The organism is Elioraea sp., assembly GCF_022842375.1.
GTDB lineage: Bacteria > Pseudomonadota > Alphaproteobacteria > Acetobacterales > Acetobacteraceae > Elioraea_A.
In genome coordinates this window covers 84,938-108,631 of the sequence record NZ_JALHPR010000001.1, presented here as the reverse complement: position 1 = coordinate 108,631, position 23,694 = coordinate 84,938, and the positions used below count along the sequence as shown (strand labels likewise).

24 protein-coding genes and 1 tRNA gene are annotated in these 23,694 nt (G+C 68.3%); 13 read left to right on the top strand and 12 right to left on the bottom strand.

Translation table 11 applies throughout. The features are described 5' to 3' along the window. The first annotated feature begins 28 nt into the window (after window positions 1–28). Both Q0C38_RS00530 and Q0C38_RS00525 read left to right on the top strand, forming a co-directional pair. A complete protein-coding gene (locus tag Q0C38_RS00530; RefSeq protein WP_291295090.1) occupies window positions 29–727 on the top strand; it encodes an alpha/beta hydrolase in 699 nt (232 codons plus the stop codon). Window positions 728–928: 201 nt separating this feature from the next. Continuing rightward, window positions 929–1,504, top strand: a complete 576-nt coding sequence (locus tag Q0C38_RS00525; protein WP_291295089.1) for an HNH endonuclease — start codon at window positions 929–931, stop codon at window positions 1,502–1,504. A 3-nt stretch (window positions 1,505–1,507) separates the two neighbouring features. Here the strand turns inward: Q0C38_RS00525 and Q0C38_RS00520 are convergent, their stop codons facing one another. Continuing rightward, window positions 1,508–2,911: an MFS transporter gene (locus tag Q0C38_RS00520; protein ID WP_291295088.1), complete on the bottom strand. Its 1,404-nt coding sequence runs from the start codon at window positions 2,909–2,911 to the stop codon at window positions 1,508–1,510. Between the two features lie 309 nt (window positions 2,912–3,220). Here Q0C38_RS00520 and Q0C38_RS00515 point away from each other — a divergent pair, with 309 nt between their 5' ends. From Q0C38_RS00515 to Q0C38_RS00490, 6 genes are all read left to right on the top strand, one after another. After that, window positions 3,221–3,463 carry a hypothetical protein gene (locus tag Q0C38_RS00515; RefSeq protein ID WP_291295087.1) on the top strand — a complete coding sequence of 81 codons (243 nt, stop codon included), beginning with the start codon at window positions 3,221–3,223 and terminating at the stop codon, window positions 3,461–3,463. A gap of 57 nt (window positions 3,464–3,520) precedes the next feature. After that, a complete protein-coding gene (locus tag Q0C38_RS00510) occupies window positions 3,521–3,991 on the top strand; it encodes an OmpA family protein (protein WP_291295086.1) in 471 nt (156 codons plus the stop codon). A gap of 53 nt (window positions 3,992–4,044) precedes the next feature. Further along, entirely contained in the window at window positions 4,045–4,356 is a 312-nt protein-coding gene (locus Q0C38_RS00505; protein WP_291295085.1) for a BON domain-containing protein, read from the top strand. A gap of 43 nt (window positions 4,357–4,399) precedes the next feature. Continuing rightward, on the top strand, window positions 4,400–4,609 hold the full coding sequence (locus Q0C38_RS00500) for a DUF3185 family protein (RefSeq protein ID WP_291295084.1): 210 nt from the start codon (window positions 4,400–4,402) through the stop codon (window positions 4,607–4,609). Between the two features lie 70 nt (window positions 4,610–4,679). Then, the gene (locus tag Q0C38_RS00495) at window positions 4,680–4,832 is read left to right on the top strand and encodes a DUF3309 family protein (protein ID WP_366937226.1); all 153 of its coding nucleotides are present in this window, start codon (window positions 4,680–4,682) and stop codon (window positions 4,830–4,832) included. A 162-nt stretch (window positions 4,833–4,994) separates the two neighbouring features. Then, complete coding sequence (locus Q0C38_RS00490) at window positions 4,995–5,150, top strand: DUF3309 family protein (protein WP_291295082.1); 156 nt, start codon at window positions 4,995–4,997, stop codon at window positions 5,148–5,150. Here the strand turns inward: Q0C38_RS00490 and Q0C38_RS00485 are convergent. Both Q0C38_RS00485 and Q0C38_RS00480 read right to left on the bottom strand, forming a co-directional pair. Beyond that, complete coding sequence (locus tag Q0C38_RS00485; protein ID WP_291295081.1) at window positions 5,147–5,731, bottom strand: demethoxyubiquinone hydroxylase family protein; 585 nt, start codon at window positions 5,729–5,731, stop codon at window positions 5,147–5,149. The genes Q0C38_RS00490 and Q0C38_RS00485 overlap by 4 nt on opposite strands. Further along, entirely contained in the window at window positions 5,728–6,228 is a 501-nt protein-coding gene (locus Q0C38_RS00480) for a disulfide bond formation protein B (RefSeq protein WP_291295080.1), read from the bottom strand. Before Q0C38_RS00480 ends, Q0C38_RS00485 begins: the two co-directional genes overlap by 4 nt. Before the next feature lie 112 nt (window positions 6,229–6,340). On the opposite strand from Q0C38_RS00480, the gene Q0C38_RS00475 reads away from it, so the two are divergent. From Q0C38_RS00475 to Q0C38_RS00460, 4 genes are all read left to right on the top strand, one after another. Then, window positions 6,341–6,967 carry a glutathione S-transferase family protein gene (locus tag Q0C38_RS00475; RefSeq protein WP_291295079.1) on the top strand — a complete coding sequence of 209 codons (627 nt, stop codon included), beginning with the start codon at window positions 6,341–6,343 and terminating at the stop codon, window positions 6,965–6,967. Between the two features lie 10 nt (window positions 6,968–6,977). Continuing rightward, window positions 6,978–7,376, top strand: a complete 399-nt coding sequence (locus tag Q0C38_RS00470) for a cupin domain-containing protein (RefSeq protein WP_291295078.1) — start codon at window positions 6,978–6,980, stop codon at window positions 7,374–7,376. Continuing rightward, on the top strand, window positions 7,373–8,311 hold the full coding sequence (locus Q0C38_RS00465) for a tripartite tricarboxylate transporter substrate binding protein (protein ID WP_291295077.1): 939 nt from the start codon (window positions 7,373–7,375) through the stop codon (window positions 8,309–8,311). Before Q0C38_RS00470 ends, Q0C38_RS00465 begins: the two co-directional genes overlap by 4 nt. A gap of 59 nt (window positions 8,312–8,370) precedes the next feature. Continuing rightward, window positions 8,371–8,459, top strand: a tRNA-Leu gene (locus Q0C38_RS00460). A gap of 407 nt (window positions 8,460–8,866) precedes the next feature. Here the strand turns inward: Q0C38_RS00460 and Q0C38_RS00455 are convergent. From Q0C38_RS00455 to Q0C38_RS00425, 7 genes are all read right to left on the bottom strand, one after another. Continuing rightward, window positions 8,867–9,994 (bottom strand): hypothetical protein, encoded by a 1,128-nt coding sequence (locus Q0C38_RS00455; RefSeq protein WP_291295076.1) that lies wholly within the window; start codon window positions 9,992–9,994, stop codon window positions 8,867–8,869. A gap of 10 nt (window positions 9,995–10,004) precedes the next feature. Next, window positions 10,005–12,272, bottom strand: a complete 2,268-nt coding sequence (glf, locus tag Q0C38_RS00450; RefSeq protein ID WP_291295075.1) for a UDP-galactopyranose mutase — start codon at window positions 12,270–12,272, stop codon at window positions 10,005–10,007. Between the two features lie 73 nt (window positions 12,273–12,345). Next, window positions 12,346–13,269, bottom strand: coding sequence for a manganese catalase family protein (locus Q0C38_RS00445; protein ID WP_291295074.1), 924 nt, complete (start codon window positions 13,267–13,269; stop codon window positions 12,346–12,348). A gap of 122 nt (window positions 13,270–13,391) precedes the next feature. Next, the gene (locus Q0C38_RS00440) at window positions 13,392–13,853 is read right to left on the bottom strand and encodes a DUF421 domain-containing protein (protein WP_291295073.1); all 462 of its coding nucleotides are present in this window, start codon (window positions 13,851–13,853) and stop codon (window positions 13,392–13,394) included. Window positions 13,854–13,864: 11 nt separating this feature from the next. After that, entirely contained in the window at window positions 13,865–14,392 is a 528-nt protein-coding gene (locus Q0C38_RS00435; protein WP_291295072.1) for a hypothetical protein, read from the bottom strand. 28 nt (window positions 14,393–14,420) lie between these two features. Next, window positions 14,421–16,814, bottom strand: a complete 2,394-nt coding sequence (ligD, locus tag Q0C38_RS00430; protein ID WP_291295071.1) for a DNA ligase D — start codon at window positions 16,812–16,814, stop codon at window positions 14,421–14,423. Window position 16,815: 1 nt separating this feature from the next. Beyond that, the gene (locus Q0C38_RS00425; protein WP_291295070.1) at window positions 16,816–17,718 is read right to left on the bottom strand and encodes a Ku protein; all 903 of its coding nucleotides are present in this window, start codon (window positions 17,716–17,718) and stop codon (window positions 16,816–16,818) included. A gap of 339 nt (window positions 17,719–18,057) precedes the next feature. On the opposite strand from Q0C38_RS00425, the gene Q0C38_RS00420 reads away from it, so the two are divergent. Continuing rightward, a complete protein-coding gene (locus Q0C38_RS00420) occupies window positions 18,058–18,927 on the top strand; it encodes an SDR family oxidoreductase (RefSeq protein WP_291295069.1) in 870 nt (289 codons plus the stop codon). Between the two features lie 93 nt (window positions 18,928–19,020). Here Q0C38_RS00420 and Q0C38_RS00415 read toward each other — a convergent pair whose 3' ends face one another. After that, a complete protein-coding gene (locus Q0C38_RS00415; RefSeq protein ID WP_291295068.1) occupies window positions 19,021–21,420 on the bottom strand; it encodes a PAS domain-containing protein in 2,400 nt (799 codons plus the stop codon). Between the two features lie 370 nt (window positions 21,421–21,790). Next, window positions 21,791–23,671: an AsmA family protein gene (locus tag Q0C38_RS00410; protein ID WP_291295067.1), complete on the bottom strand. Its 1,881-nt coding sequence runs from the start codon at window positions 23,669–23,671 to the stop codon at window positions 21,791–21,793. Between the last annotated feature and the right edge of the window lie 23 nt (window positions 23,672–23,694).

Genomic DNA, 23,694 nt, shown 5'->3' with positions numbered 1-23,694 from the left:
GCGGTTATGGACCGGGAGGGGAACACCCATGGCGGCGATCGCGCTCGATGGGCAACGCTGGGCGACCGCCTCCGGGCGGCCGGCGCGGCAACTCGTGATTCTGCTGCATGGACTCGGCTCCGACGGGGCCGATATCGGCGTGCTCGCGCCGATCTTTGCCAAGGCGCTGCCCCATGCCGCCTTCGCCGCGCCCGACGCACCCTTCTTCCAGGTGGGCGAGCCGCCGTCGCGGCAGTGGTTCGGCATCGGTGACATTCCGGTCGCCCAGTTGCATGCCGGGATCGCATCCGCCGCCGCCTGCCTCGATGCTTTCGTCGCGGCAGAGGCGGCGCGGCTGAAGCTTCTGCCCCGGTCAGTGGCGCTCGTGGGGTTCAGCCAGGGGGCCATGCTCGCCCTCTACAGCGGCCTGAGGCATGATCCGGGCCCGGGTGCCGTGCTCGCCTACGCAGGCGCGCTGGTGGCCGACACGAAGCTCGAGTCAGAGCTGCGCTGGCGCCCGCCAGTGCTGCTCGTCCACGGCACCGAGGATGCGATCATCGCTCCAGCCTATTCGCAGTCGGCGGAGAAGGTGCTGCGCGATCACGCCGTGCCGGTGCGGGCGCTGTTCCGCCGCGGCATGGCGCATACGATCGACACAGAGTGCATCGGCGCCGGCGCTGCCTTCCTGGCCGACTGGGCAGAGGGCAAACTCGTGACGGCTGCGCCCAGGCACGCCGCCGTATCCTGACCGCCGTTTCCTCAACACCGGCGCACCCACCTCGCAACAGGTGGCCGTGAAGCTTCGGTGATGCCCCCGCGCGGTTGCTGGACTTCGCCACGCCTTCTGTGCATAACGCACATGTCGAACGGCTGCGCCACATCATGTGGTAGCGCCCCGGGAGACGGGGCCGGGCATATGGTGGGGCGCTGCCTTTAGAGGGAGCGGCCCTTGCCTGACGGCGGAGTTTCCTTTGCCAGGTCGCACTATCCGGCGCTCGTCCTGAACGCCGACTTCCGTCCCTTGTCCTATTTTCCGCTCTCGGTCTGGTCCTGGCAGGATGCCGTGAAGGCCGTGTTCATGGACCGCGTCTCGGTGCTGTCGGAGTACGAGACGCTGGTGCACTCGCCGTCGATGGCGATGCGGCTTCCGTCCGTCATCGCGCTGAAGGAGTACATCCCCGCCGCGCGCAGGCCTGCCTTCACGCGGTTCAACGTGTTCCTGCGCGACCGGTTTGAGTGCCAGTACTGCGGCGATGGGTTCCCGACCCAGGAACTCACCTTCGACCACGTCATGCCACGCTCCAAGGGCGGGCGGACGACATGGGAGAACGTCGTCACCGCATGCTCCTGCTGCAACCTGCGCAAGGGCAGCCGGCTGCCGCGCGAGTGCAGCATGTGGCCCCTCAATCCACCGCGACAGCCGACGTCCTGGGAGCTGCAGGACAACGGCCGCGCCTTCCCGCCCAACTACCTGCACGAGAGTTGGCGCGACTATCTCTACTGGGACGCCGAGCTCGAAAGCTGACCGCTACCGCTTGCCCGAGAGCACCGCGCCGGCATCCTTCGGCAGGCGCGCGACCACGGGCACGGACAGCGCCATCACCACAGCCACGATCGCGAACCCCGTGGCGAAATCCACCGGCGCGGGCGAACTGCGGCCGCCTGCATGCATCGATCCCTCGAGCGCAGCGGCGGCGGTGACGACGCCCAGCGTCAGGCTCACCTGCTGCATGGTCGAATAGAAGCCCGTTGCATCCGCCATGCGGTGCTGGCGGATATCGGCGAAGGCGATCGTGTTGAACGAGGTGAATTGGAGGCTGCGGAAGAAGCCGCCGGTGATGAGCACGCCGTGCAGCAACCACCAGGGCGTGTCCGGCCGGAACAGCGCGCAGGCGGCGAGCGTGACGACGCTGAGCAGGCCGTTCCAGATCAGCAACATGCGGAACCCGTAACGGCGGAGCAGCGTGCTGGCCGCGGGCTTCATCGCGATTGCGCCGATCGAGGCCGAGAAGGTGATCAACCCCGCTTCGGCGGCACTCATCCCGAAGCCGACCTGGAGCATCGTCGGCAGCAAAAACGGCACGGCGCCGACACCGATGCGGAACAGCGATCCGGCGTAGACCGAGACGCCGAAGCTCGGCACCCCAAGCAGCCGGAGGTCGAGCACCGGCCGTGCTGCGCGGCGTGCATGGCGGACATAGAGCGCGCAGAATCCGAGCCCGAAGGCGAGGATCGCGAGCCCAATGCCGTGCCCGAAGATCGGCCGTGTGCTGAGCTCCGCCCCGAAGATCAGCCCGGTCAGGCCAAGCCCCGACAGGACGAGCCCTGGCCAGTCGAGCGCGCGACGCCCCGCAGGCTTGCCGCCAGGGATCAGGCGCGAGACGAGCACGAGGCCGAGCAGCCCGACCGGCAGGTTCAGGAAGAACACCCAGCGCCAACTCACATGCGTCACGATCAGCCCGCCGAGCGGCGGCCCGACGATGGGCCCGACCAGTGCCGGCACGGTGAGCCAGGCCATGGCGGAGACGAGCTCCGATTTCGGCACCATCCGCAGCAGCACGAGCCGCCCGACCGGCACCATCAGCGCCCCGCCGATCCCCTGCACCACCCGGCCTGCGACGAGCAGGGCGAGGCTAGGCGCCAGCCCGCTCAGCGCCGAGCCGGCGCAGAACACGACGATGGCGCCCCTGAACACCTCGCGCGGGCCAAATCGGTCTGCGATCCAGCCGGAGGCAGGGATGAACACCGCGAGCGAGAGCATGTAGGCGGTGAGTGCCAGCGAAAGCCGAAGCACATCCGACCCGAAGCTCTCGGCCATCGCCGGCAGGGCGGTCGCGATCACCGTCGAGTCGACGTTCTGCATGAAGAGCGCGGATGCGACGACGAGTGCCGTCAGGCGCGGGCTTCTTGGCGGTGCTGCGGGATCGGCCACGCGGCGATCATGCGGTGCTGGCGGCAGACGGCAAGGCGGAACTGGACAGGTCAGCCCCCCTCGCCGATCGCTCCCGGAGGCATCAGCCTCGGGCCTCGATATGAGCCACACCGAAACAGCAATGGCCAGGGCGTTTCACAGTGCCTGATCCGGATCAAGGCACGCTCAATTTTGTTCATGCGACAATGGTATTGCTCGGATACATTCAAATCTACGAACAATAAAATTCACCGACGTCAACGAAATGGTCCTGCGGATCGAAACCAGCGCATGACACATCGGAGACGACGTCGAGAACCGGAGGGACCCATGATTCGGCATGCATTTGCGGCAGTCTGCATCGTCTCGCTGTTCGCATTCTCAGGCTGCGGCAACACGACTGCAGACCGTGCGATCAGCGGCGGTGGCATCGGCGCTGGTGCAGGCGCGCTTGGCGGGTGGGCCTTGGGCTCGCCGATCGAAGGCGCGCTGATCGGAGGTGCCGTCGGTGCGGGCGCAGGAGCGCTGACCGGACCCGATCAGATCAATCTCGGCAAGCCAATCTGGCGCTAGGCTGGAGCGCCCGGACAGGCGCGCCTCATACCCATGAACAAAAGGACGGAGGGCAAAATGGTCCGATATCGGAATCATGTGGTCACATTGGTCGCCGCACTGGCCATCACAGGGCTTGGGGCATGTACGGAAACGACACAGCAGGCATCACCGCCACGCCACGATGCGGCAACCAGCGGCCCCGAGCTCGCCGGCGTCTGGTACCAGGTCTATTTCGACACCGGCAGCGCCACGGTGAACGATCGCGGCCGAATGATCACGCGCAACGTCGCCTACGTCACGACCAACGAGCCGACGACGCGCGTGACGGTGATCGGGCGGACAGACCGCATCGGCGCCCCGCCGGCGAACCTGGCCCTCTCCGAACGCCGCGCGAACGCGGTGAGGGATGCGCTGATCACGGCCGGCGTGCCCGCCGCGCGCATCGACACGAGCTGGACCGGCGAGGTCAGGCAGGCGGCGAGCCAGGCTGGCACAGACCCGGCGCATAGCCGCGTGGTGGATGTGACGGTCGTCAAGACGCCGTAGGCATCGGCGCGTGCGAACCGCGCTGCACCACACGACGGCGGAAGGAGAACATCATGCGGGGAAAGCCCATCCTGGGCGCCGCTTTGGCGTTTGCGGTGATGAGTGCGACAATCGGCTGTTCATCGACGCCAACGAGCCAGAGCACCGGCGAGTACATCGACGATTCCGCGATCACCACCAAGGTTAAGTCGGAGCTGCTCGGCGACTCGGGTCTCCGCTCATTCGACATCAGCGTCGAGACCTATGACCGCGTCGTACAGCTGAGCGGCTTCGTCGACAGCCAGCCGGTGAAGGCGCGCGCAGGGCAGATTGCCGCAGGCGTCGCCGGTGTCCGATCGGTGAGGAACGATCTTGTCGTGAAATGACCGTGCCGCACTCGCGTGACGAACCACACCAGGGAGGTCGACCATGAGCCCAGCTCGGATCGCCGGCGCGCTCTGCGTGGTGGCGGGGATTGTCCTGCTCGCCCTCGGCTATCGCGCCTCGACAGCGCCGCTCGAGCAGGTGTCGGAGGCGATCACCGGCAGGTTCACAGACCGCACGACATGGCTCTTCGTCCTTGGCGGCGCGGCGGTGCTCGGGGGGCTTTTTCTGGCCCTGTTCGTCTCGCGGAAGTAGCGGCGATACGGCCCGCGCCCATCGCCCGGCGTGCCGGGCCAACGGCCATGGAAGGCAAAGGTGTCACATGATCGGAACGATCCTGCTGGTGGTGCTGATCCTCATGCTGCTCGGCGCCATCCCGACATGGCCGCATAGCCGCGAGTGGGGATACCTGCCGAGCGGCGCGCTCGGCCTCGTCCTGCTGATCGTCCTGGTGCTGCTGCTGATGGGCCGGATCTAGACCCGCGTCCCGCATAGCGCATCGGGGAAACCGCGGTTCCCGCAGGGCGTTGACGGAACGGCGGCATTGTTGCCTCGGAGGGTTTCCCCCCCTGGCGATCGGCCACCACCCGTCACCCGAAGGGTCGCATCGTCGAGCGGCCCGGAACCGGAGAGGTGTCCGATGATCGGAACCGTGCTGCTCGTTCTGCTGATCCTGCTCGTCCTCGGCGCATTCCCGGCCTGGCCGTACAGCCGCAGCTGGGGCTACGCACCCAGTGGCGGGCTCGGCCTGATCCTTTTGGTCGTGATCGTGCTGCTGCTGATGGGGCGGATCTAGACCCGCTCGCTCAAGCGGATCGCAACCTTGCAGCCAGCCTTGATCATGGTGGTGAGGATGCGATAGCCGGGTGTCTTCTCCGCCTCGTGGGCAAGCCCGATGTCGCGATGCTCGATCTCCTCGCGGCGGAACTGCTCGATCGTGTCGCGGAGCGGCTTCTCGTCCTCGCCCAACGCCGCTGCCTGCTCGGCGTAATGCTCGTCGATCACCTCCTCGACGGCCACCGTGCACGCCATCGCCGCGCGCGGGCCCATCAGGGCTGTGCCGGCGCCGAGCACGAAACCCGCGACATGCCAGAAGGGGATCAACGCCGTCGGCCGCACGCCGCGGTCGGCGATCGCGGCGGCGAAGGTATCGAGATGGACCTGCTCCTGGTCCTTCATGTGCCGCAGGATCGGGCCCTTGTCGGTGTGGCCGAGCACCGCGATCTGCCCCGCATAGATGCGCGCCGCACCGTACTCGCCGGCATGATCGACGCGGATCATGCGCGACAGCAGCGCGCGCTTGTCGGGATCGCCGGGCGCACGCGGCGATGCGGTCTCGACCGGCGGTTCGGTGAAGGGGGCGTCGAGGGTGGTCATGCAGTCCTCCGGCTTCGCTGCCATGAGATGAGCAGGGCGGCACCGACGGCAAGGGCGAACACCGCGTTCCAGCCTGCCATGGAGAGCCCGGCGATGACGATGGCGGGCTGGTCGCAGCGCACGATCGGGGCGGCCTTGAGGCGTGCCATCAGTTCATCGATCGTCGCAGCCCCGCCAGAGCCGGCCGCACCACAGCCTGGCAGAGGGCTTGGCCAGAACCCCCATTCGACGCCGGCATGGAACGCCGCCAGCACCGCATTGCCGAGGAAGAGGGCAATCACGACCAGGGCGAGCGGCGTGGCGAGCCGCGGCGCCGCAAACGCGGCGAGGCCTACGCCGACCGCAGCCCAGTAGGGCCAGCGCTGCCAGAGGCAGAGTTCGCACGGCGCGAGCCCACCCAAGTGCTCCGAGGCAAGGGCGACGGCGAGCGCCGCGGCGGCTGCAAGCCCGCCGAACAGGGCGATCGCGCGCGGTGGCATGGTGGCGGTTCCGGTCATCGAGACGTGCTTCTAGCATGCAAGCCCCTCTGCTGGACGGACCGTTGCGCCCCTGGCACCATTGATGTGGAAGGCACGCATCGACGTCGCTGCATCACGGGGGAGGAACTGGATGCGCCGCATCCTTGGCCGGGCGAATTCGATCAACGTCATGAAGGTGATCTGGGCTTGCGAGGAGCTTGGCCTCCCCTACGCGCGCGAGGATCTCGGCGGGCCCTTCGGCGGCCTCGACACCCCTGCCTATCGCGCGATGAACCCCAACGCGCTCATCCCCGTCCTGGTCGAGCCCGATGGCTGGCTGATGTGGGAGAGCAACGCGATCCTGCGCTATCTCGGCACCGCCTACGGCAAGGGCGGCCCCCTCTGGCCCGACGATCCGCGCGCGCGGGCCACGTCCGACCAGTGGATGGACTGGCAGCAGACCGTCGCCAACGCGTCGCTCGGGCCAGCCTTCGTGCAGATGTACCGCACGCCGGCGGAGAAGCGCGACCAGGCCGTGATCGACAAAAGCATCGCCCGCTCGGCCGAGGCATTTCGGGTGATCGAGGCGCATCTGGCGTCGCAGCCCTACGTCGCGGGCGATACGTTCACGCTCGGCGACATTCCCGTCGGCTGCCACGTCTACCGCTACCTGCACCTCCCGATCGACCGGCCCGACATGCCGGCGCTGGCCGCCTACCATGAGCGGCTGCTCCGCCGCCTGGCCTACGCAACCCACGTCGCCTTGCCGATCACCTGAGGAGGCAGCCATGACGACCGTGAGCCACCCCGTCGTCGTCAGCCACGACGACCCCGCGGCCTTCACGCAGGGCTTGCGCAGCTTCTTCGCCTATCGCGACCTCGGCATCCGCCACGTCACCGGCGGGCGGTTCGGCGCGCACGTGATCCGCGCGGTGCCTGGGGAAGGGGCGAAGCCCGCCTGGCACACGCATGACCTCGCCTTCCAGTTCGTCTACGTGCTCAAGGGGTGGGTGCGCTTCGAGTACGAGGGTGCGGGCGAGGTGCTGCTGAAGGCAGGCTCCTCCGTCTACCAGCCGCCCGGCATCCGTCACCGCGAGATCGCCCACAGCGACGATCTCGAGTTAATCGAGATCACGATGCCAGGGGCGTTCGAGACGGCACTCGCCGAGACCGGAGGCACACCATGATCAGGCGGACGCTTCTCGCTGCTGCCTTCGCGGCGCTCGCGGGAACCACGGCAGCACAGGACCATGCGACGCGTACCATCACGCTCATCGTCCCCTACCCCCCTGGCGGCAACACCGACCTCATGGCCCGCGCGCTACAGCCAGAACTCTCGACAGCGCTCGGCCAGACGGTCGTGATCCAGAACAAGGGTGGTGCTGCCGGGACGCTTGGGACGATCGAGCTCTCGCGGTCGCGCGCCGACGGGCTGACCATCGCGATGGTGCCTAACAATCCCATCACGGCGCAGCCGCACATCCAGCGCCTGCCATACAGCGCAGAGGGGCTGCGTTACATCTGCCTCGTCTATGACAACCCGCAGGTGATCGTGCTTGGCCGCGGCGCGCCGTTCAGCGATTTCGCCGGCATGGTGGCGCATGCGAAATCGGGCGAGGAGGCACTGGTGTTCGGCACCCCGGGCCAGGGCAGCACGCAGCATCTGCTGATCGCGGGGCTGCTCGCGCGGCTGGGCGTGAAGGGACTCCACGTGCCGTTCACCGGTGCCGGGCCGATGGCGCAGGCTGCCCTTGGCGGGCAGATCCAGATCTTCGTCGAGAGTGCTTCGATCCCGTCAGCCACGGGGCTTCCGGTGCTTGGCGTGTTCGCGCGCGAGCGGCTGCAGGCCTTCCCCAGCGCGCCCACGCTCGCCGAACTCGGCCACCCGATGGAGGGCGCCTCGCATGGCGGGCTCGTCGCTCCCGCCGACGTGCCTGATGCCGTGGTCGCCCGGCTCGAGAAGGCGTGCGAGACGGCAGTCGGCAGTGCGAGCTTTCGTGGGGCGGCGGAGCGGTTGGCCGCCGTGCCGCGCTTCCTGCCCGGTGCAGCCTTCCGCGAGCGGTTCCTCGCCGAGAGCACGATGAACAAGGACGTGGTGGCAGCCCTCGGCCTCGGCCGGTAGGACCCGGGGTGGCGCGGGACGGCGGGGTTTGTATACTCCGCCCGAACGGTGGTGCTCCTGCGGGCGTGGCGGAATTGGCAGACGCGACGGGCTCAAAATCCGTTTCCCCGTGAGGGGAGTGTCGGTTCGACCCCGACCGCCCGCACCATGTCATCCGGCGGGATACCCTCCGACCAGCCTATCGTGCCAGCGAAAGCCCTACACCGTGACAGCGTCGGCCCTGAGGCAGCGCGCGGCATGGCCCGGGGCGACGGCGACCGGCGCCGGCTCGTCGCGCCGGCACGCCACGTCGGCGCGGCTGCGGCGCGGCGCGGCGCGAAGCTGCAGCCCGGGGGAAGTGCCGCAAGATGGCGTCCAACAGCTCGCGCACATAGACGTGCGCCACGGCGGGGCTGACGTCATGGGCCGCGGGCCCGAAGACGATGCTCTCGACGCCACTCATGCGCGGATTGAGCGAGGAGTGGCTGTCCGGGAACACCCGCTGCACGGCGCATCGCTGCTCGGGGTCGATCCTACGCGGCGCGGTGGCTGATCGATGGTGGCGGCATCGGGCCTCTACTTCCTCTGGAGCGCCGTGGCCTGACCCTGGCCGTCATGCAGCATGCCAGCGACCTTGCCCGCCGCGGCAAGCTGCGCGATCACGGCGCCATGGCCCGCGCGCACGAAGCGCATGCCCTGCCGGTGGCCGATCGGCCCGCAGCGACAATGCCTGCCATCATCCCACCCCGGATAGTCGGCAACCGGGTAGATGCAGACGCCGACGACACGCACGCCAGCCGCAAGCGTTGCCTCCACCTCGGCACTGATGCGCGCGAGCCATTCGACCCCGCCAGGCTCCTCCATGCCGGTCTCGCTGATCGCGAGCGGAAGGCCGGGAAAGCGGTGCGCGGTCGCCGCCAGCAGCTCACGCAACGGGCGGTAGCCCGGATCGCCGGGGAGCACGCGCACGCCATCGGTCCGCCATTGGTTGTGCGGATAGAAGTTGAGGCCGAGCACGTCGATGGCCGCAGGGTTGACATCGCGGATCTGCCTGACGGCGGCGAAGGACGCTTCCATCATCGACGCCGCCTCCGCCAGAGCAGACGCGCCGTCATCGGCGGGCACGACCGAGATGAGCGGCTCGCAGACCATGATCGGGTGCCGCGCGCCCGCCTCGCGCAGTCCCGCGACGGCGGCGAGGTGACCGCGGACAAGTTGCTCCTTGAGCCTGTCCCCGGCCCCGTGGCGATGCGGTGCGAACCCACCCGTCTCGCCGCCCGCCCAGGCCCAGAAGGCCATCTCATTGATGGGAACCCATGCAGAGATGTCAGCCCCCTCGGTGCGCAGCCACTCGGCCGCGGCAAAGGCGAACGCGGCAAGGCGCGAAGGCCAGGATGGTGCCATCACATCGTGCTGATCGGGCACCCCCCAATGGCAGAGCCCCCAGGCCACAGAGAGGCCTGCTGCGCGCGCAGCGTCGAGCTGCCGCCGTGCCGATGACCAGTCGTACCGGCCGGTCCCCGTTTCGATCAGGTGCCAGCGCAGCGACTCCCTGATCGTTTCGATGCCAAGCGAACGCAGCATGGCATGGTGCAGTCGCGCCCTGCCCTCATGTCCGCTGCCGGCGATCGAATCGACCCGCACACCATCGGCACGGCGGTGGCTTGCGCCCTCGAACCCGCCCCAGACGAAGCTGCGAAACATCTCCCGGCCGCTACTCCGCGGCAGCGGCAACCGTCGGGGCGTCCGCAAGGAGACGGTCGGCTGTCCGCAGCGCCTGCGCAACCACCTGGTCCATGTTCATGTACTGGTACGTACCGAGGCGACCGAGGAACGTGACCGAGCGTTCCGCGTCGCCGAGCTCGCGATAGCGCCTGTAGAGCAGGCGATTGGCCTCCGCCGGCACGGGATAGTACGGCTCGCCTTCCGCCGAGGAGCGCTCGCGGCAGATGCTCGTGCGCCGGTGGCGCTGCCCGGTCAGGTGCTTGAACTCGGTCGAGCGCGTGTAGGGTGTCTCGAGGCCAGGGTAGTTGATGGTTGCGACCGGCTGGACGAACTCCGCATCGACCGTGCTGTGTTCGAACACGAGCGAACGATAGGGAAGCGGACCGAGGCGCCAGTCATAGAATGCGTCGATCGGCCCGGTGAACACCGTGCGGCCCACGCGCTCGGTGGCGACAGAGCGATAGTCGGTCGCTGTCAGCACGGTGATGTTGTCGTGATCGAGGATGTTCTCGAACATCCGCGTGTAGCCATTGGCCGGCATGCACTGGTGGCGGTCGAGGAAGTATCGGTCATCGGTGGTGGTGCGCGCTGGCACGCGCGCCGTGACCGAGGCATCCAGCAAAGCCGGGTCGACGCCCCATTGCTTCAGCGAGTAGCCGCGGAAGAACATCTCGTAGAGATGCGGCCCAACGGACCCGATGACGAAGTCGCGTGCCGAGGCGACGGTATCGACCGGCCGAGCCAGGCGCCGGAGGAATGCCTCTGCCTCGGCCTCGGAGCCAAGCGAGACACCGAACACGCGGTTGAGCGTCGTGCGATTGATCGGCATCGGCAGCAGCGACGCGCCGACCCTGGCGAGCACGCGGTGCTCGTATGGGCGCCACGCCGTGAAGCGCGAGAGGTAGCTCAGCACCATGTCGCTGTTGGTGTGGAAGATATGCGGCCCGTAGCGGTGCACGAGGATGCCGGCCTCATCCAGCTCGTCATGCGCATTGCCCGCGATATGCGGACGCCGATCGATGACGGTGACGCGGCGGCCGGCGCGGGCCAGGCGCTCGGCGATGACGCTGCCGGCGAATCCGGCACCAACGACCAGGTCATCGGTGAGCGTCGACCCACGGATCATCGCGGGCTTCGGCAGCTGTTCCGCCTCTGCCTCATCGAGCAGCGTTGCCATGCGGTGATGAATGCCCTCCCACGAGATGGTGGCGAGCAGATCGTCCACCTCGGTGAAATCAGCCGCGTCCTGCCGCCGCATCGCGGCCTCGCAGGCATCGACGAAACCCGCGGCGTCGTCGGCAATCGTGACCGCGGCCATGCCCGCGAAGCGCCGCTCCACATCGACGATGCGCGTCGAGACGACCCGCTTTCCGCCGGCGAGGTACTCAGGGGCCTTGGTGGGACTGATGAAGCGCGTCGCCTCGTTCAGCGCGAACGGCATCAGCGCCACGTCCCAGTGCGCCAGAAACGCCGGCAGCTCGCGATAGTCGCGCGCGCCGAGCCAGCGGATGTTCGCCGCGGCAGGCAGTTCGTCCGGCGCCAGCTTGGCGACGGGGCCGACCATGACGATCGTCCAGTCAGGCCTGCGCGCGGCGAGCTCGGCGAGGAGCGCCATGTCGAGCCGTTCGTCGATGACGCCGAAATAGCCGAGGATCGGGTGCGCGAGGCTAGCCTGGTCGGCCGGCTCGTCGAGCGCGTCGCGCGCCGTCATGAAGTGCGCGAGGTCGACGCCACTCGGCAGGCAGTGGATGTTGTGGTGCCTGTTCCTGCGCGCCGCGTGCAGGCTTGCACCGCCGGTGAAGGCGACATCAACGGAAGCAAGCAGCTCCGCCTCGCGCGCTGCCATGTCGGGCGGTGCGAAGCGGAACCGCGCCAGATCGTCCATGCAGTCGAAGGCCGCGGCGCGCCAGGGTGCATGCGCTGAGAAAGCACGCGCCATCGGCGTGTAGTACCAGGCAGATGCTGGGCCGACCTCGGCGAGCAGTGCATCGAGAAGCCGGCGCCGCTCATCAACGGGTGCATCTTCGGGCAGAACAGGTGTCGCGATGTGAACACCTGTATGCGGACACGTGCGACGCCGCAGGAAGGCAGCATCGCCCGCCTCGGGCTCCTCGAAGACGTAGACGTCACGCTCACGCGCGAACCGTGCCATGAGCTGCTGCGGCCGCTGGAACACGGAGTCCCAGCGCAGGTGGGAGAAGCAGATGAGCGCAGGACGCGCACCGATGCGCGGCGCGGAATACGTGGGGATCGACATGCCTCGATGGCTCCACTTTCTGATGAAGAAACCAGGCGCGCGTGCCGCGCCCGCATGAGGTGTCACGCCGTCGCTAGCGCATGCGGCCGGTCAGCAACGTTGCTACCTCGAAAAGTTCCTCGGGTGCGTAGTCGGGCGTGAAGGCCGAGGGAACGCCGCTCAGCTGATGGATCCTGCCGCCCTCGGGCGCTCCTTCCACGACTTCGAGTTCGCCCTCTGGGTCACCGGGCAGCGCCATCTCCTCGCCACCCCAGATCGCCTTGATTTCGCGGTAGTCATCCGGGCTGAAGGTGTAGAGCCGGCGGTGCGAGCCCTCGCCGAGATACTTGCGGCATTCTGGGATCGCATCGAGGTCGATGTTGGGCGTGGGAAGCATCTGCTCGATCGCGACGCCGGTGAGCTGCTTCAGCGCGAGCGCATAGGCGTGTGCGTGCACCGAGCCACGGACCAGCAGGTATGCGCATACCTCGCGGCCGGTTGGATCGCGCATCGTCTCGTAGACGCGCAGCTTGTGCAGCCGCGCGCCGCATTCGAGGTGGAAATTGTGCAGGAGATCGACGATCACGTTGCCCGTCGTGGTCACGAAATCCATGTTCCACGATGCGCCGTTGCTGTTCATCGGCATCGCACCCCCTGCATGGGCGAAGAATCCCCCTGCAAGGCGGATGTCCTGCATCGCTGCGAAGGGCGCGTCGGAGATGTCGCCGCCCGAGGCTTCGTCGTCATCGTTGTCGGGGCCATTGTTCAGCATCGCGACGGCGTTGCTGACAAGCTCGAGATGACCGAGCTCCTCCGCGGTGATGGCGGCTACAAGGCTGTAGAAGGGGCGGAGCTTCGACTTGCTCCGGAAGTTGAAGCTTTGGAAGAGGTAGTTGCCGAGCGTCGACATCTCGCCGTACTTGCCGCCGAGCAGCTCCTGAAGTGCCGCGCCGGCATTCGGGTCCTGCCGCTCGGGTGCCGGGAGTTCAACCTGCAGACGATCGATGCGCAAGAACATGGGTGGTCTCCTGTCGGGATGCGTCGCGGCCGAGGCGTCCCGGCACGTGCAACGGCGTCACGGCAGCCTGAACCGATCAGGAGCCGGAAGGTTCTGCGGCGCCCGCCGGGCGGAGCGCAGCGCTACCCTGCACGATCGAACTGCGCGCGGGGGATGATCGAGATCGCCCCGCCGACCTCGAGCACTGCCATGCCTATATCCTCGATGCGCACGATCCCCCGCCGTTCGCGCGCTGCCTGCATCACGTCGGCGATGTCGACGCGCGCCATGCGCATCTCCCGCTCGAGCGGCGCGCCGTGCAGGACGAGCAGAGTCGGCTGGCCGTCGAGGACGCGGTCGGCGGACGCGACGTCGCGCTTGATGAACGAGAACGCGATATCGAGCATCAGCAGCGTGACGATCGCGATGATCGCTGTCGTGACGGACATGTCGTCTCCGACCAGTGCTGGCTGCGTTACCTCGCCGATGACGAGCAGGAGCACGAGGTCGAACGTCGTGATCTGGTGGAGCGACCTCCGGCCCGTCAACCGGAACAGGAGAAGCAGGATGATGTAGACGGATGCGGCGCGCAGCACTGTGTCCATTCCGGCTCTCCTCAGGGAAGAGTGATGACGCTGAACGTCGTCATCCACGCGCCGGTGCCGACCTCCACCGCGTGCCTGCCGGGCGTCGCCGGCGCAAGGACGAGCTGCACCCGCATGGGCGCGGCATCAGCGCGCTGGAACTCCATCACCACGGCACCATTGACCCAGCGCTCGACCACCGGCCGCGGCACGATCCGCAGCAGCTCGAAGAGTTCGGTGGCAGGATCGCGGAGCACGAGCGTGCTGGTGTCCGCAGGAAGCGCGATGGACCAGACCGTCGGCCGCGACTGCCGCACGACACGGTCATGGGTGATGGCGAAGCCTCGCTCGCCCTCGTGCAGCGTTCGTTCCGCGAGCGGGCCGCCACCGCCGAACAGGCCGCCGCACGCAGCGGCGAGGATGGCGGCGAGGACCCCCCAGCCAATCCGCTGAACCCGCCACATGATCTGCTGCGACCTCGGACGGTCATCGACCATCCCGCGCGCCTCCGACAGCTGCGGTGACGGGAAGCCAGGTGTCGGGCCATGATCATGCCCCATCGCCGATGCCTCGCTGCTTCTGCGCCATCTAGCCGCGCGCCCGAAGCCGCTTGATGGCATCGGCCAGGGGTGCAGCGGAGGCGTCGAGATCTGTCCAGGGATCGCGCGGCGTCCTCGCTTCTGACGCGGCGCCGAGCCGGTACGCATCCGCCGCGCTGGTCCTGGCCAGCGTCCGCCAGCTGAGCGGGCGTGCCAGCGGCGCGCCAGGCCTTGCGCGCGGAGACCAGCTCGCGATCGCTGTCGCGCGCGAGGCGTTGCGCAGGTAGTCGAGGAAGATCCTCCCCTCCCGCAGGCGCTTGGACATGCGCGTCGTGAAATGCGCGGGATCGTCTCGCTCGAGTACGCGGCATACGTCGTGCGTGAACGCCTTTGCCTCCGGCCAGCCAGGCGCGGGCCCGCTGCGCGCGGTCGCCAGTGCAACGACGAGATGCACGCCCTTGCCGCCCGAGAGCCGCGGAAACCCGGTCAGCCCGCACTCGGCAAGCACCACCCGCAGGCGCAACGCGGCTTCGCGGACCGTGTCGAACGCTATGTCGGCTCCGGGGTCGAGATCGAACACGAGCCTGTCGGGCACGGCGGGGCTGTCTGCCCGCGCGCCCCAGGGATGAAGCTCGGTCGCCGCGATCTGCGCCAGGGCCAGAAGCCCTGCCTCGTCGCGGATCGTCATGTATGGCTTCGCCTCGCCGGGAATGCGCACGGGCAACAGCAGCGGGGACATACCCGCCGTCGCATGGCGCTGGAAGAAGCGTTCGCCACCGATGCCATCGGGCGTGCGGAGGATCGAGAGTGGCCGACCGCCGAGCTGCGCGAGCAGCAGCGGCGCGAAGCGCGTGTAGTAGTCGGCGAGATCGGCCTTCGTGATCGCGGCCGTGCCATCCGCGGCAGGCCAGAGGACGCGCTCAGGGTTCGTCAGCCTTGCGCGGCGGGAAGTGGCAAGCCTGGGCGTGGCGGGCATGGCAAGCGAGACCTCCTCCGGCGGCTTGTCCTCCCTCAGCGCGATGAAGCTCGCATGACGCAGCAGGCCCTCCTCGGTCCAGCCCGCGAAGGCCACCTGTGCGACAAGGTTCGGCCTTGCCCAGGATACGTCCGATATCCGAGCCGGCTGCCGCCCGGAGAATGGCGTCGCTTTGACGCTGAGCGGTTCCAGTCGTGCAAGAAGTCGGCGCGACTGCGCCGCGCCGAAGCCGGTGCCGACGCGCCCAAGATAGACGAGCACGCCATCGCGACGAGCGCCGACGAGCAGGGCGCCAAGGCCGGTGCCGTTCCGGTTGCGGCTCCACCCGCCAATCACGACCTCCTCCGAGCCACGGCACTTGGCCTTGACCCAGGCGCCGCTGCGCCCCGCCGCGTAGGGCCGATCGATCAGCTTCGATACGACGCCTTCCATCGACAGCTGGCAGGCGCTGCGCAGGATCGCTTCGCCGGGCTCGGAGAAATCCTGGGTGTAGCGCAGTGTCGCCTCATCGGCGCTGTGCGCGAGCAGGTCACGGAGGGCGTCCTTGCGTTCGCGCAGCGGCAGCGGGCGGAGATCGCGGTGGCCCACGCGCAGCAGGTCGAATGCGAAGAATACCAGGGGGTGACGCTTGTCTCCCGACAGGACTGCCTGGAGCAACGCGAAGTCCGGCACGCCCTCGCTGTTCATCGCAACGGCTTCGCCGTCCATCACGCAGTCTGGCAGATGGCGGGCGGCGTCGGCGATGCCGGGAAAGCGGCTGGTCCAGTCGAGGCCGGTACGCGTGCGGATCGTTGCGCGTCCTTCGGCAACCGCAATCTGCACGCGATAGCCATCTAGCTTCAGCTCATGGATCCACGCCGACCCCGTGGGGGGCGACGTGGCGGTGACGCAGAGCTGCAGCGGCAGGAACGCGACCGGTTCGCGCGGCGTCGTGCGCGAAGCGGCAGCCGGCACGTCTGCCCGCATGGCGAAGGAATCGTTCTCCTTGATCAGGAGCCAGTGTCGGCGCGTCTCGCGTGAGCCTGGCTTCGGCTTGAGGCGAATGAGGGCAAATCCGCCCTCCATCCTGTCGCCGAGCAGAACAAATTTCAGCTGGCCCGCGGCAAGGTCCTTCTCCACGGTGCGCGCGTCACGCGGCGCCCACAGGCCCTTGTCCCAGATCTCGACCACGCCACCACCGTACTGGCCTTTCGGGATCGTGCCCTCGAAGCGTGCATAGTCGAGCGGATGATCCTCCACCTCGACGGCCAGGCGCTTGATCGACGGATCGCGCACCGGTTCGTTCGTAACGGCCCAGCTCTTCAGCACGCCTTGCCATTCGAGTCGAAGGTCATAGTGCAGGCGGGTAGCGGCGTGTTTCTGGATGACGAAGCGGAGCCGACGCGTCCGGCCAGTCCTGGCTCCGGCGGGCTCGGCCGTGCGAGTGAAGTCTCGCTTGGCGCGGTACTGGTCGAGTGCGCCCTTCATCTTAACGCGCGCGGCGGCGGCGGGCAGGCTTCGCTGCCTTGCCAGGTTTTGCCGCCTGCTTGGCACCCGACGAGGCTGCCTTGCCGCCGCCCTTAGCACGGGCCGCGGGTGCTGCCGCCTTGCCAGGCTTCCCGGCCAGGCTCTGCTTCAATGCGGCCATCAGGTCGATCACGTTGTCGCGCTCGGGTGGCGGCGCGGTCACCCCGCCATCGCCGCCATCGTCCTTCCGGGCGATGAGCTCGCGCAGCGCATCCTCGTAGCGGTCAATGAACTCGGTCGGGTCGAACGCCCCCGCGTGCTGGGCGATGATTTCCTCGGCGATCGTCACCATCCTGGCGTCGACCTTCCGCTCCGGAATGGCGGAGAAGAGCTCCTCGTCCGCGCGGATTTCATCATGGCTCCGCAACGTCGTGACCAGGATGCCGCGGCCGCGCGGCTCAAGTGCCACCAGGCGCTCGCGGGAATGCAGGACGACGCGGCCGAGGGCGACGCGCGCGCTGCCCTGCAGCGCTTCGCGGATGACGATGAACGCCTCGATGCCCGCCTTCTCCGACGGCACGAGGAAGTACGGATTGTCCCACCAGATGCGGTCGATCTCGTTGCGGTCAACGAAACGCTCGATGTCGATCGTCCGGGTGCTTTCGAGGCGCACGTTGCTGATCTCCTCGTCGGTCAGCAGCACATAGTGGTCCTTGGACACCTCGAAGCCGCGGACGAGTGAGCCGCGTTCGACCGGATCGCCCGTTTCGGCATCGACGGTGAGCTGGCGCACGCGGTTGCCCGTCGCCGGGTTGATCAGGCGGAACGATATGTCGCCTTCCCGGGACGACGCGTTGTAGAGCGCGACCGGACAGGAAACGAGGGAGAGGCGCAGATGGCCCTCCCAGCTCGGACGCTGTGCCATGCCGGTGCAACGCGACCTGCACCGCCTGGTTGCGCAGCCGGCTACAGTGGGAACCTTCCCCCGCGTCATGGGTTGAGCCGCCGGTCGCTGTGCCGACAGGGTCCGCTGATGGCCATCTCCGCCCGGCGCGCTGCGTGCGTTGGCTATACGCCCGCGATCCGAGCGACGGATGGGTCGTCCGGCGTGTCCTTGCAATGCGGCGTCGCGCTGTCGCACCACGCTTGTTGGAGGGTCCTTCCGATGAACGACACGCCAGACGCCGTCAGCCTGCAACAGGACGCGCAGGACAACGTGCGACGGGTCGACGAGGCCAGGCCCAGGGAAAGAATGAGGTCGGCGATGCAGGCAGGCGCGCGCGAGTATCCAGCGCCGCCATTCCCGAGGCAGGAGCTGGACAAGCCCGGCCTCGAAGGCGAGCAGCTGCTCGCCCCGATGTACGATGCGCCGTACTACAAGGGATCGGGCAAGCTCGCCGGCAAGAGAGCGATCATCACCGGCGGCGATTCAGGCATCGGGCGGGCCGTCGCGGTGCTGTTCGCACGCGAGGGGGCCGACGTCGCGATCCTTCACCTCGAGGCTGAGCATCCGGATGCGGACGTGACGCGCGCCGCGGTCCTCGACGAGGGCCAGCGCTGCATCGCCATCGCCGGTGACGTCACCGATCGCCGCTCCTGCTTCGATGCTGCCGACAGGGTTGCGGAGGAGTGGGGCGGGATCGACATCCTCGTCAACAACGCGGCGTTCCAGCTGCATGCGAGTCGTTTCGAAGACCTGACGGAGGAGCACTTCGACCTCACGGTGCGCACCAATCTCTATGGGTACTTCCACATGACGCAGGCCTGCCTCCGGCACATGCGGCCCGGTGCCACGATCGTGAACACAGGCTCCGTCACCGGCATCGACGGCAGCGCGGCCATCATCGACTACTCGATGACGAAGGGGGGCATTCATGCCTTCACGCGGGCCCTCTCGGGCGATCTGCTCGTGCGGGGCATCCGCGTGAACGCGGTCGCGCCTGGCCCTGTCTGGACCCCCCTCAACCCGAGCGATGACGCGGACAAGGCACGCCATTTCGGTGCGAAGACCCCGATGCGGCGGCCCGCACAGCCCGAGGAACTGGCCCCGGCCTACGTGTTCCTCGCCTCCGCGCAGATGTCGAGCTACATCACGGGCGAGATCCTGCCCGTGGTTGGAGGCTACGCGGAATAGCGCGCCCCAGCCGCAACGGGCCCCCGCAACTGGGCTCCCGCAACTGGGGCCCGCGCAACTGGGCCCGCGCAGCGGGCGCCGATGCCTCGGCTCTCACGGCGGGCGTAGCGGAAACGTCACGCTGCACCGGAGCCCGTCCTCCTCCCACTCCATCGCAACGCTGCCGCCAAGCTGTTGCTCGAAGGTCGAGCGAACGAGCAACGTGCCGAAGCCCTCCCGCGTCGGGGGTACGCGCACGATGGGCCCGCCGCGCTCCTTCCACGTCAGCGTCACCCTCTGCCGGTGGATCGCCCAGGTGATGGAAATCGTCCCCTGTGGCACGGAGAGGGCACCGTACTTCACGCTGTTGGTGGTGAGCTCGTGCAGCGCCATCGAGAGCTGCTGCGCCGTGTCGGCGTCGACCATCGCCCGCGGACCCTCGATCCGAATGTCACGCGATACCCCGGGGCTCGTCAGGAACGGCGCGAGCTCCTCCCGCGCGAGGTCATCGATCGCAGCACCCGACCATCGCGACCGGCCGAGCAGGGTGATCGCCCGAGCGAGTGACTTGATTCGTCCCTCGAGTATCTCGACGAACTCGTCATGGCTTCCGGCGGTCGTCATCCTCACAAGGCCACTGACGAGCGTCATGGCATTGCGTGCGCGGTGCTCGACCTCGTGGGCCAGAAGGGTTGCACGCGCCTCGGCCTCCTTGCGCTCGGTGATGTCGTAGGCAACACCAATCAGCCGCATGCCACTGCCATCGCCGAGATCGACCGCGCGCGCCCTGATCATGACCCAGGGCTGCCGTGCCGGCGCCCCATCGGCGGAAGGGGTCATGATCCGCAGCTCCACGCGCATGGACTGCGTCGCGGCGGCATCCCGCAGGCCCTGCCACAGCAACGCGCGGTCCTCCGGCAGGATCCTCCGTACGACGCAGCGCCAGCTTCTCACCACCTGGGAGGGGGCGAGCCCGAGCAGTTGGTGCGTTCTTGGCGCGAGATAGAACGTTCCTGTCGCGGGCGACCAGTCCCACGCGCCGATGCCCACGGCATCCTGCGCGAGGAGAAGCCGGGCGTTCGTTCCCGCGAGTGCGACCTCGGTGGAGCGCAGCGAGGTGACATCGACATGGATGCCGCGCAACGTCACCGCGCGGCCCGCAGCGTCACGCTCGATCTCGCCGCGCGCCGAGATCCAGCGAACGTCGCCGGACGGCGTGACTGTCCGATAGGTCTGTGCATAGTCGGTCGAGGGATTGTGGTCGGTGATGGTCCGCAACAGGTGCGCCTCGGCGGTCGTCCGGTCATCGGGGTGCAGGCGGCGTAACCAGTCGGCATGGGTCTCGCGGGCATCCTGCGGTGCCAGACCATGCACAGCCATGTACTCAGGCGACCGCACGCTGCTGCCATTGGTGAGATCGACCTCGAACGTGCCGACAAGCGCGTAGCGCTTCGCCCGCTCCAGCCGATCCTCCGACCGCGCGACATCGCGTGCGAGGGTCGCATTGGCCGCGACGAGCCGCACCTGGTCAGCGCGGACACGGAGGCTGAGCGTCAAAAGTGCCGCGATCGCCGGAAGCCCGAACCCGAGATACGGCAGGAATACCGCACGCCATCGCGCCCGCATCGATTCCAGCGGGCGCGTTGCCACGGCGTGGAGCGGGAACACCTGGAGGCTGCGTACGGCAACGAGGCGATCAGGGCCGCCGGCGCCCTTGCCTGTGCGGTAGTGGCCCGACCTTGCCCCGCTGCGCAGGAGGGCATCGAACGCCCCGTCGTGCTGTGGGGGCGAGAGCGGCAACGCATGCACCATCGTGCTCGCGATCGGGGCGCCGTCATCATGCACAAGCGCCAGGCTGTCGGCTGCGCTGGGAAGGAGCCGGCGCAGGCTTGCGCCCATCCCGTTGGGATCGAATGAGATGGTGGTGAGGCCCTCGAACCTGCCCCGCCCGGCGGTTTCGCCACGGCTTCGCCGCGCGCGGCTGACGGCGACCAGAAGCTGACCATCGAACCGCCCCGTGAACATCCGGCTGACGTGGACGGCCGGCGCATCATCACGCCTGAGCGCCTGGAAGAAGTCGCGGTCGCTGAGGTCATGGTCTGCGGGAACCGGGAACAGATGGCTCGCGGCAAGCGGCCGCCCCTGGCCGTCGATCGCGAACGCGATCACCGGTGGGTTGAGTTCCGACACGAGCTCGGCCAGCAGCTCATGCGCGGAGCGCCTGAAATCGGGCGGCGCCTCCGCGGCGAGATCGAGCAGCCGGTCATTGATCCGCGCCGCCGTCACCGAATAGCCGCCGAGCGCGCGCTCGGCCGTTTCCGCTCCGGCATCGGCGAGGCGCGACAGCTCGACGGTGGCATCCTCCACGACACCGTCCCAGCTCTGCTTCGCCGCGAGCAGGAGAACGAACGCCGGAACCGCGATGGCGAGGATCGGCAGCAGCGTGGTGAAACCGGGAAAGGTGACGCGCGACCGTGACGCGCGGTTAAGCCGCGTTCGCGCGGCCATGGTCATGGCGTCGTCCTGGGCCGGCGTCGGTGGTCCGCGCCATGCGGCGAAATGATCGGCCTGTCCCTGCCCTGGACGGTTCAAGCGGCTGCCTCGTGAGTGAGCGCGCGTGCGTACCCGAGATCCGCTTCGCTAGTGAAGCGTGCGGCGCACCGACGTGCAACCGTCATTGGGCCCGTCAGTGTGTTCTTCATGCGGACTGTAACGTGCGCATGCAGTTCTCCGATTGGGGACAATCGCTGCAAGCGAATATCCCTGCGGCAGGCCCAACATCGGCGATCATAAAGGTCCTGCCCGGTTTCAAGCCGGTCCGACGGAGCGATCGGCTCGCTTCGTCTCGATCGTGTCAACGGACCGAGGGCTGCGGCGCATCGGGTCAGCGGCGCCCCATGGCCGAGCGATAGCAGGCATTCCCGGTCGCGGTGTCGCGGAGCGACGGCGGCAGGGCCGCGACGTGGCGGGCTCCCGTCTGCTGCGCCCGCTCTTCCGGCCCGGCAGCCGCCGGCTCGAACGAGAGGTCGGCGAAGCGGCCGCTGACGCGGACGGGAATGTCGAGGGCGAGCGTGTGCGTCGTCTCGCGCCTGCTCCCGATCACCAGGTCGAGCCATCGGCGGTTGAGATCGAATGTCGCGATGCCACTGACCGCCCCCGTTCCGGCGCGAAGGTGAAGCGGTGCCACGTCCCCTGCCCCATCGCGCAGCACCACGACCGCCAGCATGCACGTGACCTGGGTCGTGCCCTCCGCGGTCCGGAACAGCGCCCTGACATCGGTCGAGGCCATCTCGATCACCTCGCGCGCGATCCTGCCGCTGGACATGCCCAGCACGAGCGTCCCGTCAGCACCGCGCAGCGCCTCGTTCAACGCGGTTCCCTCCGCCTCCATCGCGAGCCGGCCATGGACGCGCCCGGTCACGGGCAGCGGGCCAAATCCGACGCTGCGGCGGAGTGCGTCGAGGTCGCTCTCGCGCAGCTCCGCCTCCGCGACAAGCCGCGCTCCATCGCCGGCCGGCGTGATGTCGACCCGCCCGCTGAGCTGCGCGCCGAAACCGAAGAGCGACAGTTCCTGAAGGGTGATCCGCGAGGGGGCGATTTCCCCCTTGAGGCGGGCATCCCGCGCCTGGAGGCGGCCGTAGGTGAAGGCCTCGGCCGAGATATCGGCCGTCACCAGAGGATCTGGTGCGAGAGCGACCCGCAGCGGCATGTCAGGCCCATCGTCGGCCCCCTCGCCGCCAGGGGAGGCGAGCAGCTTGTCGAAATCGAGCCGGGTGAACGCGAGGGTTGCGGCGATCGATTCGGGCTCGCCCGAAGCGCCCTCCGTCAGCGCGAGCGATGCGCCGGTGAAGGGCGCGCCGTCCAGCTCCCCCTCGATGTCGGTGAGGCGCCACAGAGTGTCCTGTCGTGTCGCGTGGCCCGACAGCGTCAGGCTGACCGGCGGTGACTGGTCGACGCCGCCGATCGCCAGCAGCGTGGCGACCGTGGGGGCGTTCAGGGCGAGCGCACCGTCGAGGCCATCAGCGTCGAGCGGATGGCGCGACGTGCCACGGAAGGTAAGCGTCGTGTCGCCGGAAACGGCCTCTAACGCGACAGGAAACGCAACTCCGGCATCGCGCAGCGCGTCGAAGCTGCCGAGCGTCGCACGCAGCGCGATCGGGACATCGTTGTAGCTGCCGTCGGCGCCCAGCGTGATCGGCTGGGACGCATCCGCCGCAGTGCCCCGCGCCGTGGCGATGACGGTGCGCAGCATGGTGCCACTCGTCGTCCGGAACGTGACCTCGCTGTCGGAAAGGCGGAGGTCGAGGATGGTCGGCACGGAGGCGCGCGCATCAGCTTCGGTCTCAGTCGGGCTCCCGCGCGTGCCGAATCTCCAGTTCGCGCGGCGATCCGCCGCCCGCTCGAGCAGCAGGGAGAATCCCGCCACGTCGATGCTGCGCACCACGACCCTGCCCCGCAGCAGCGGCAGCACATCAAGCTCGGCGCTGAGCCTACCAAGCGTTGCCATCGCCGGTGCGGTGCCGCCGTCGATATTGGCAACCCGGACGTCGCGGAGCTCGATGCGAATACTGCGCCGCGGAATCAGCCGCAGGCTCGTGATCGTCACCGTCCGCCCCAACTGCGCCTCGAGCCGGCGCGCGACGGCAGGGCCGAGCTCGATCCCAGGCAGCAGAATCAGTGTCGCCGCCACAATCGCGAGCGGAACTGCGGCGATGATGAGCAGGATGATCGCGCGACGGCGATTGACGGAAGTGCGGCGGCTCACGGAAGAGCGGTCCTTTCGCTATT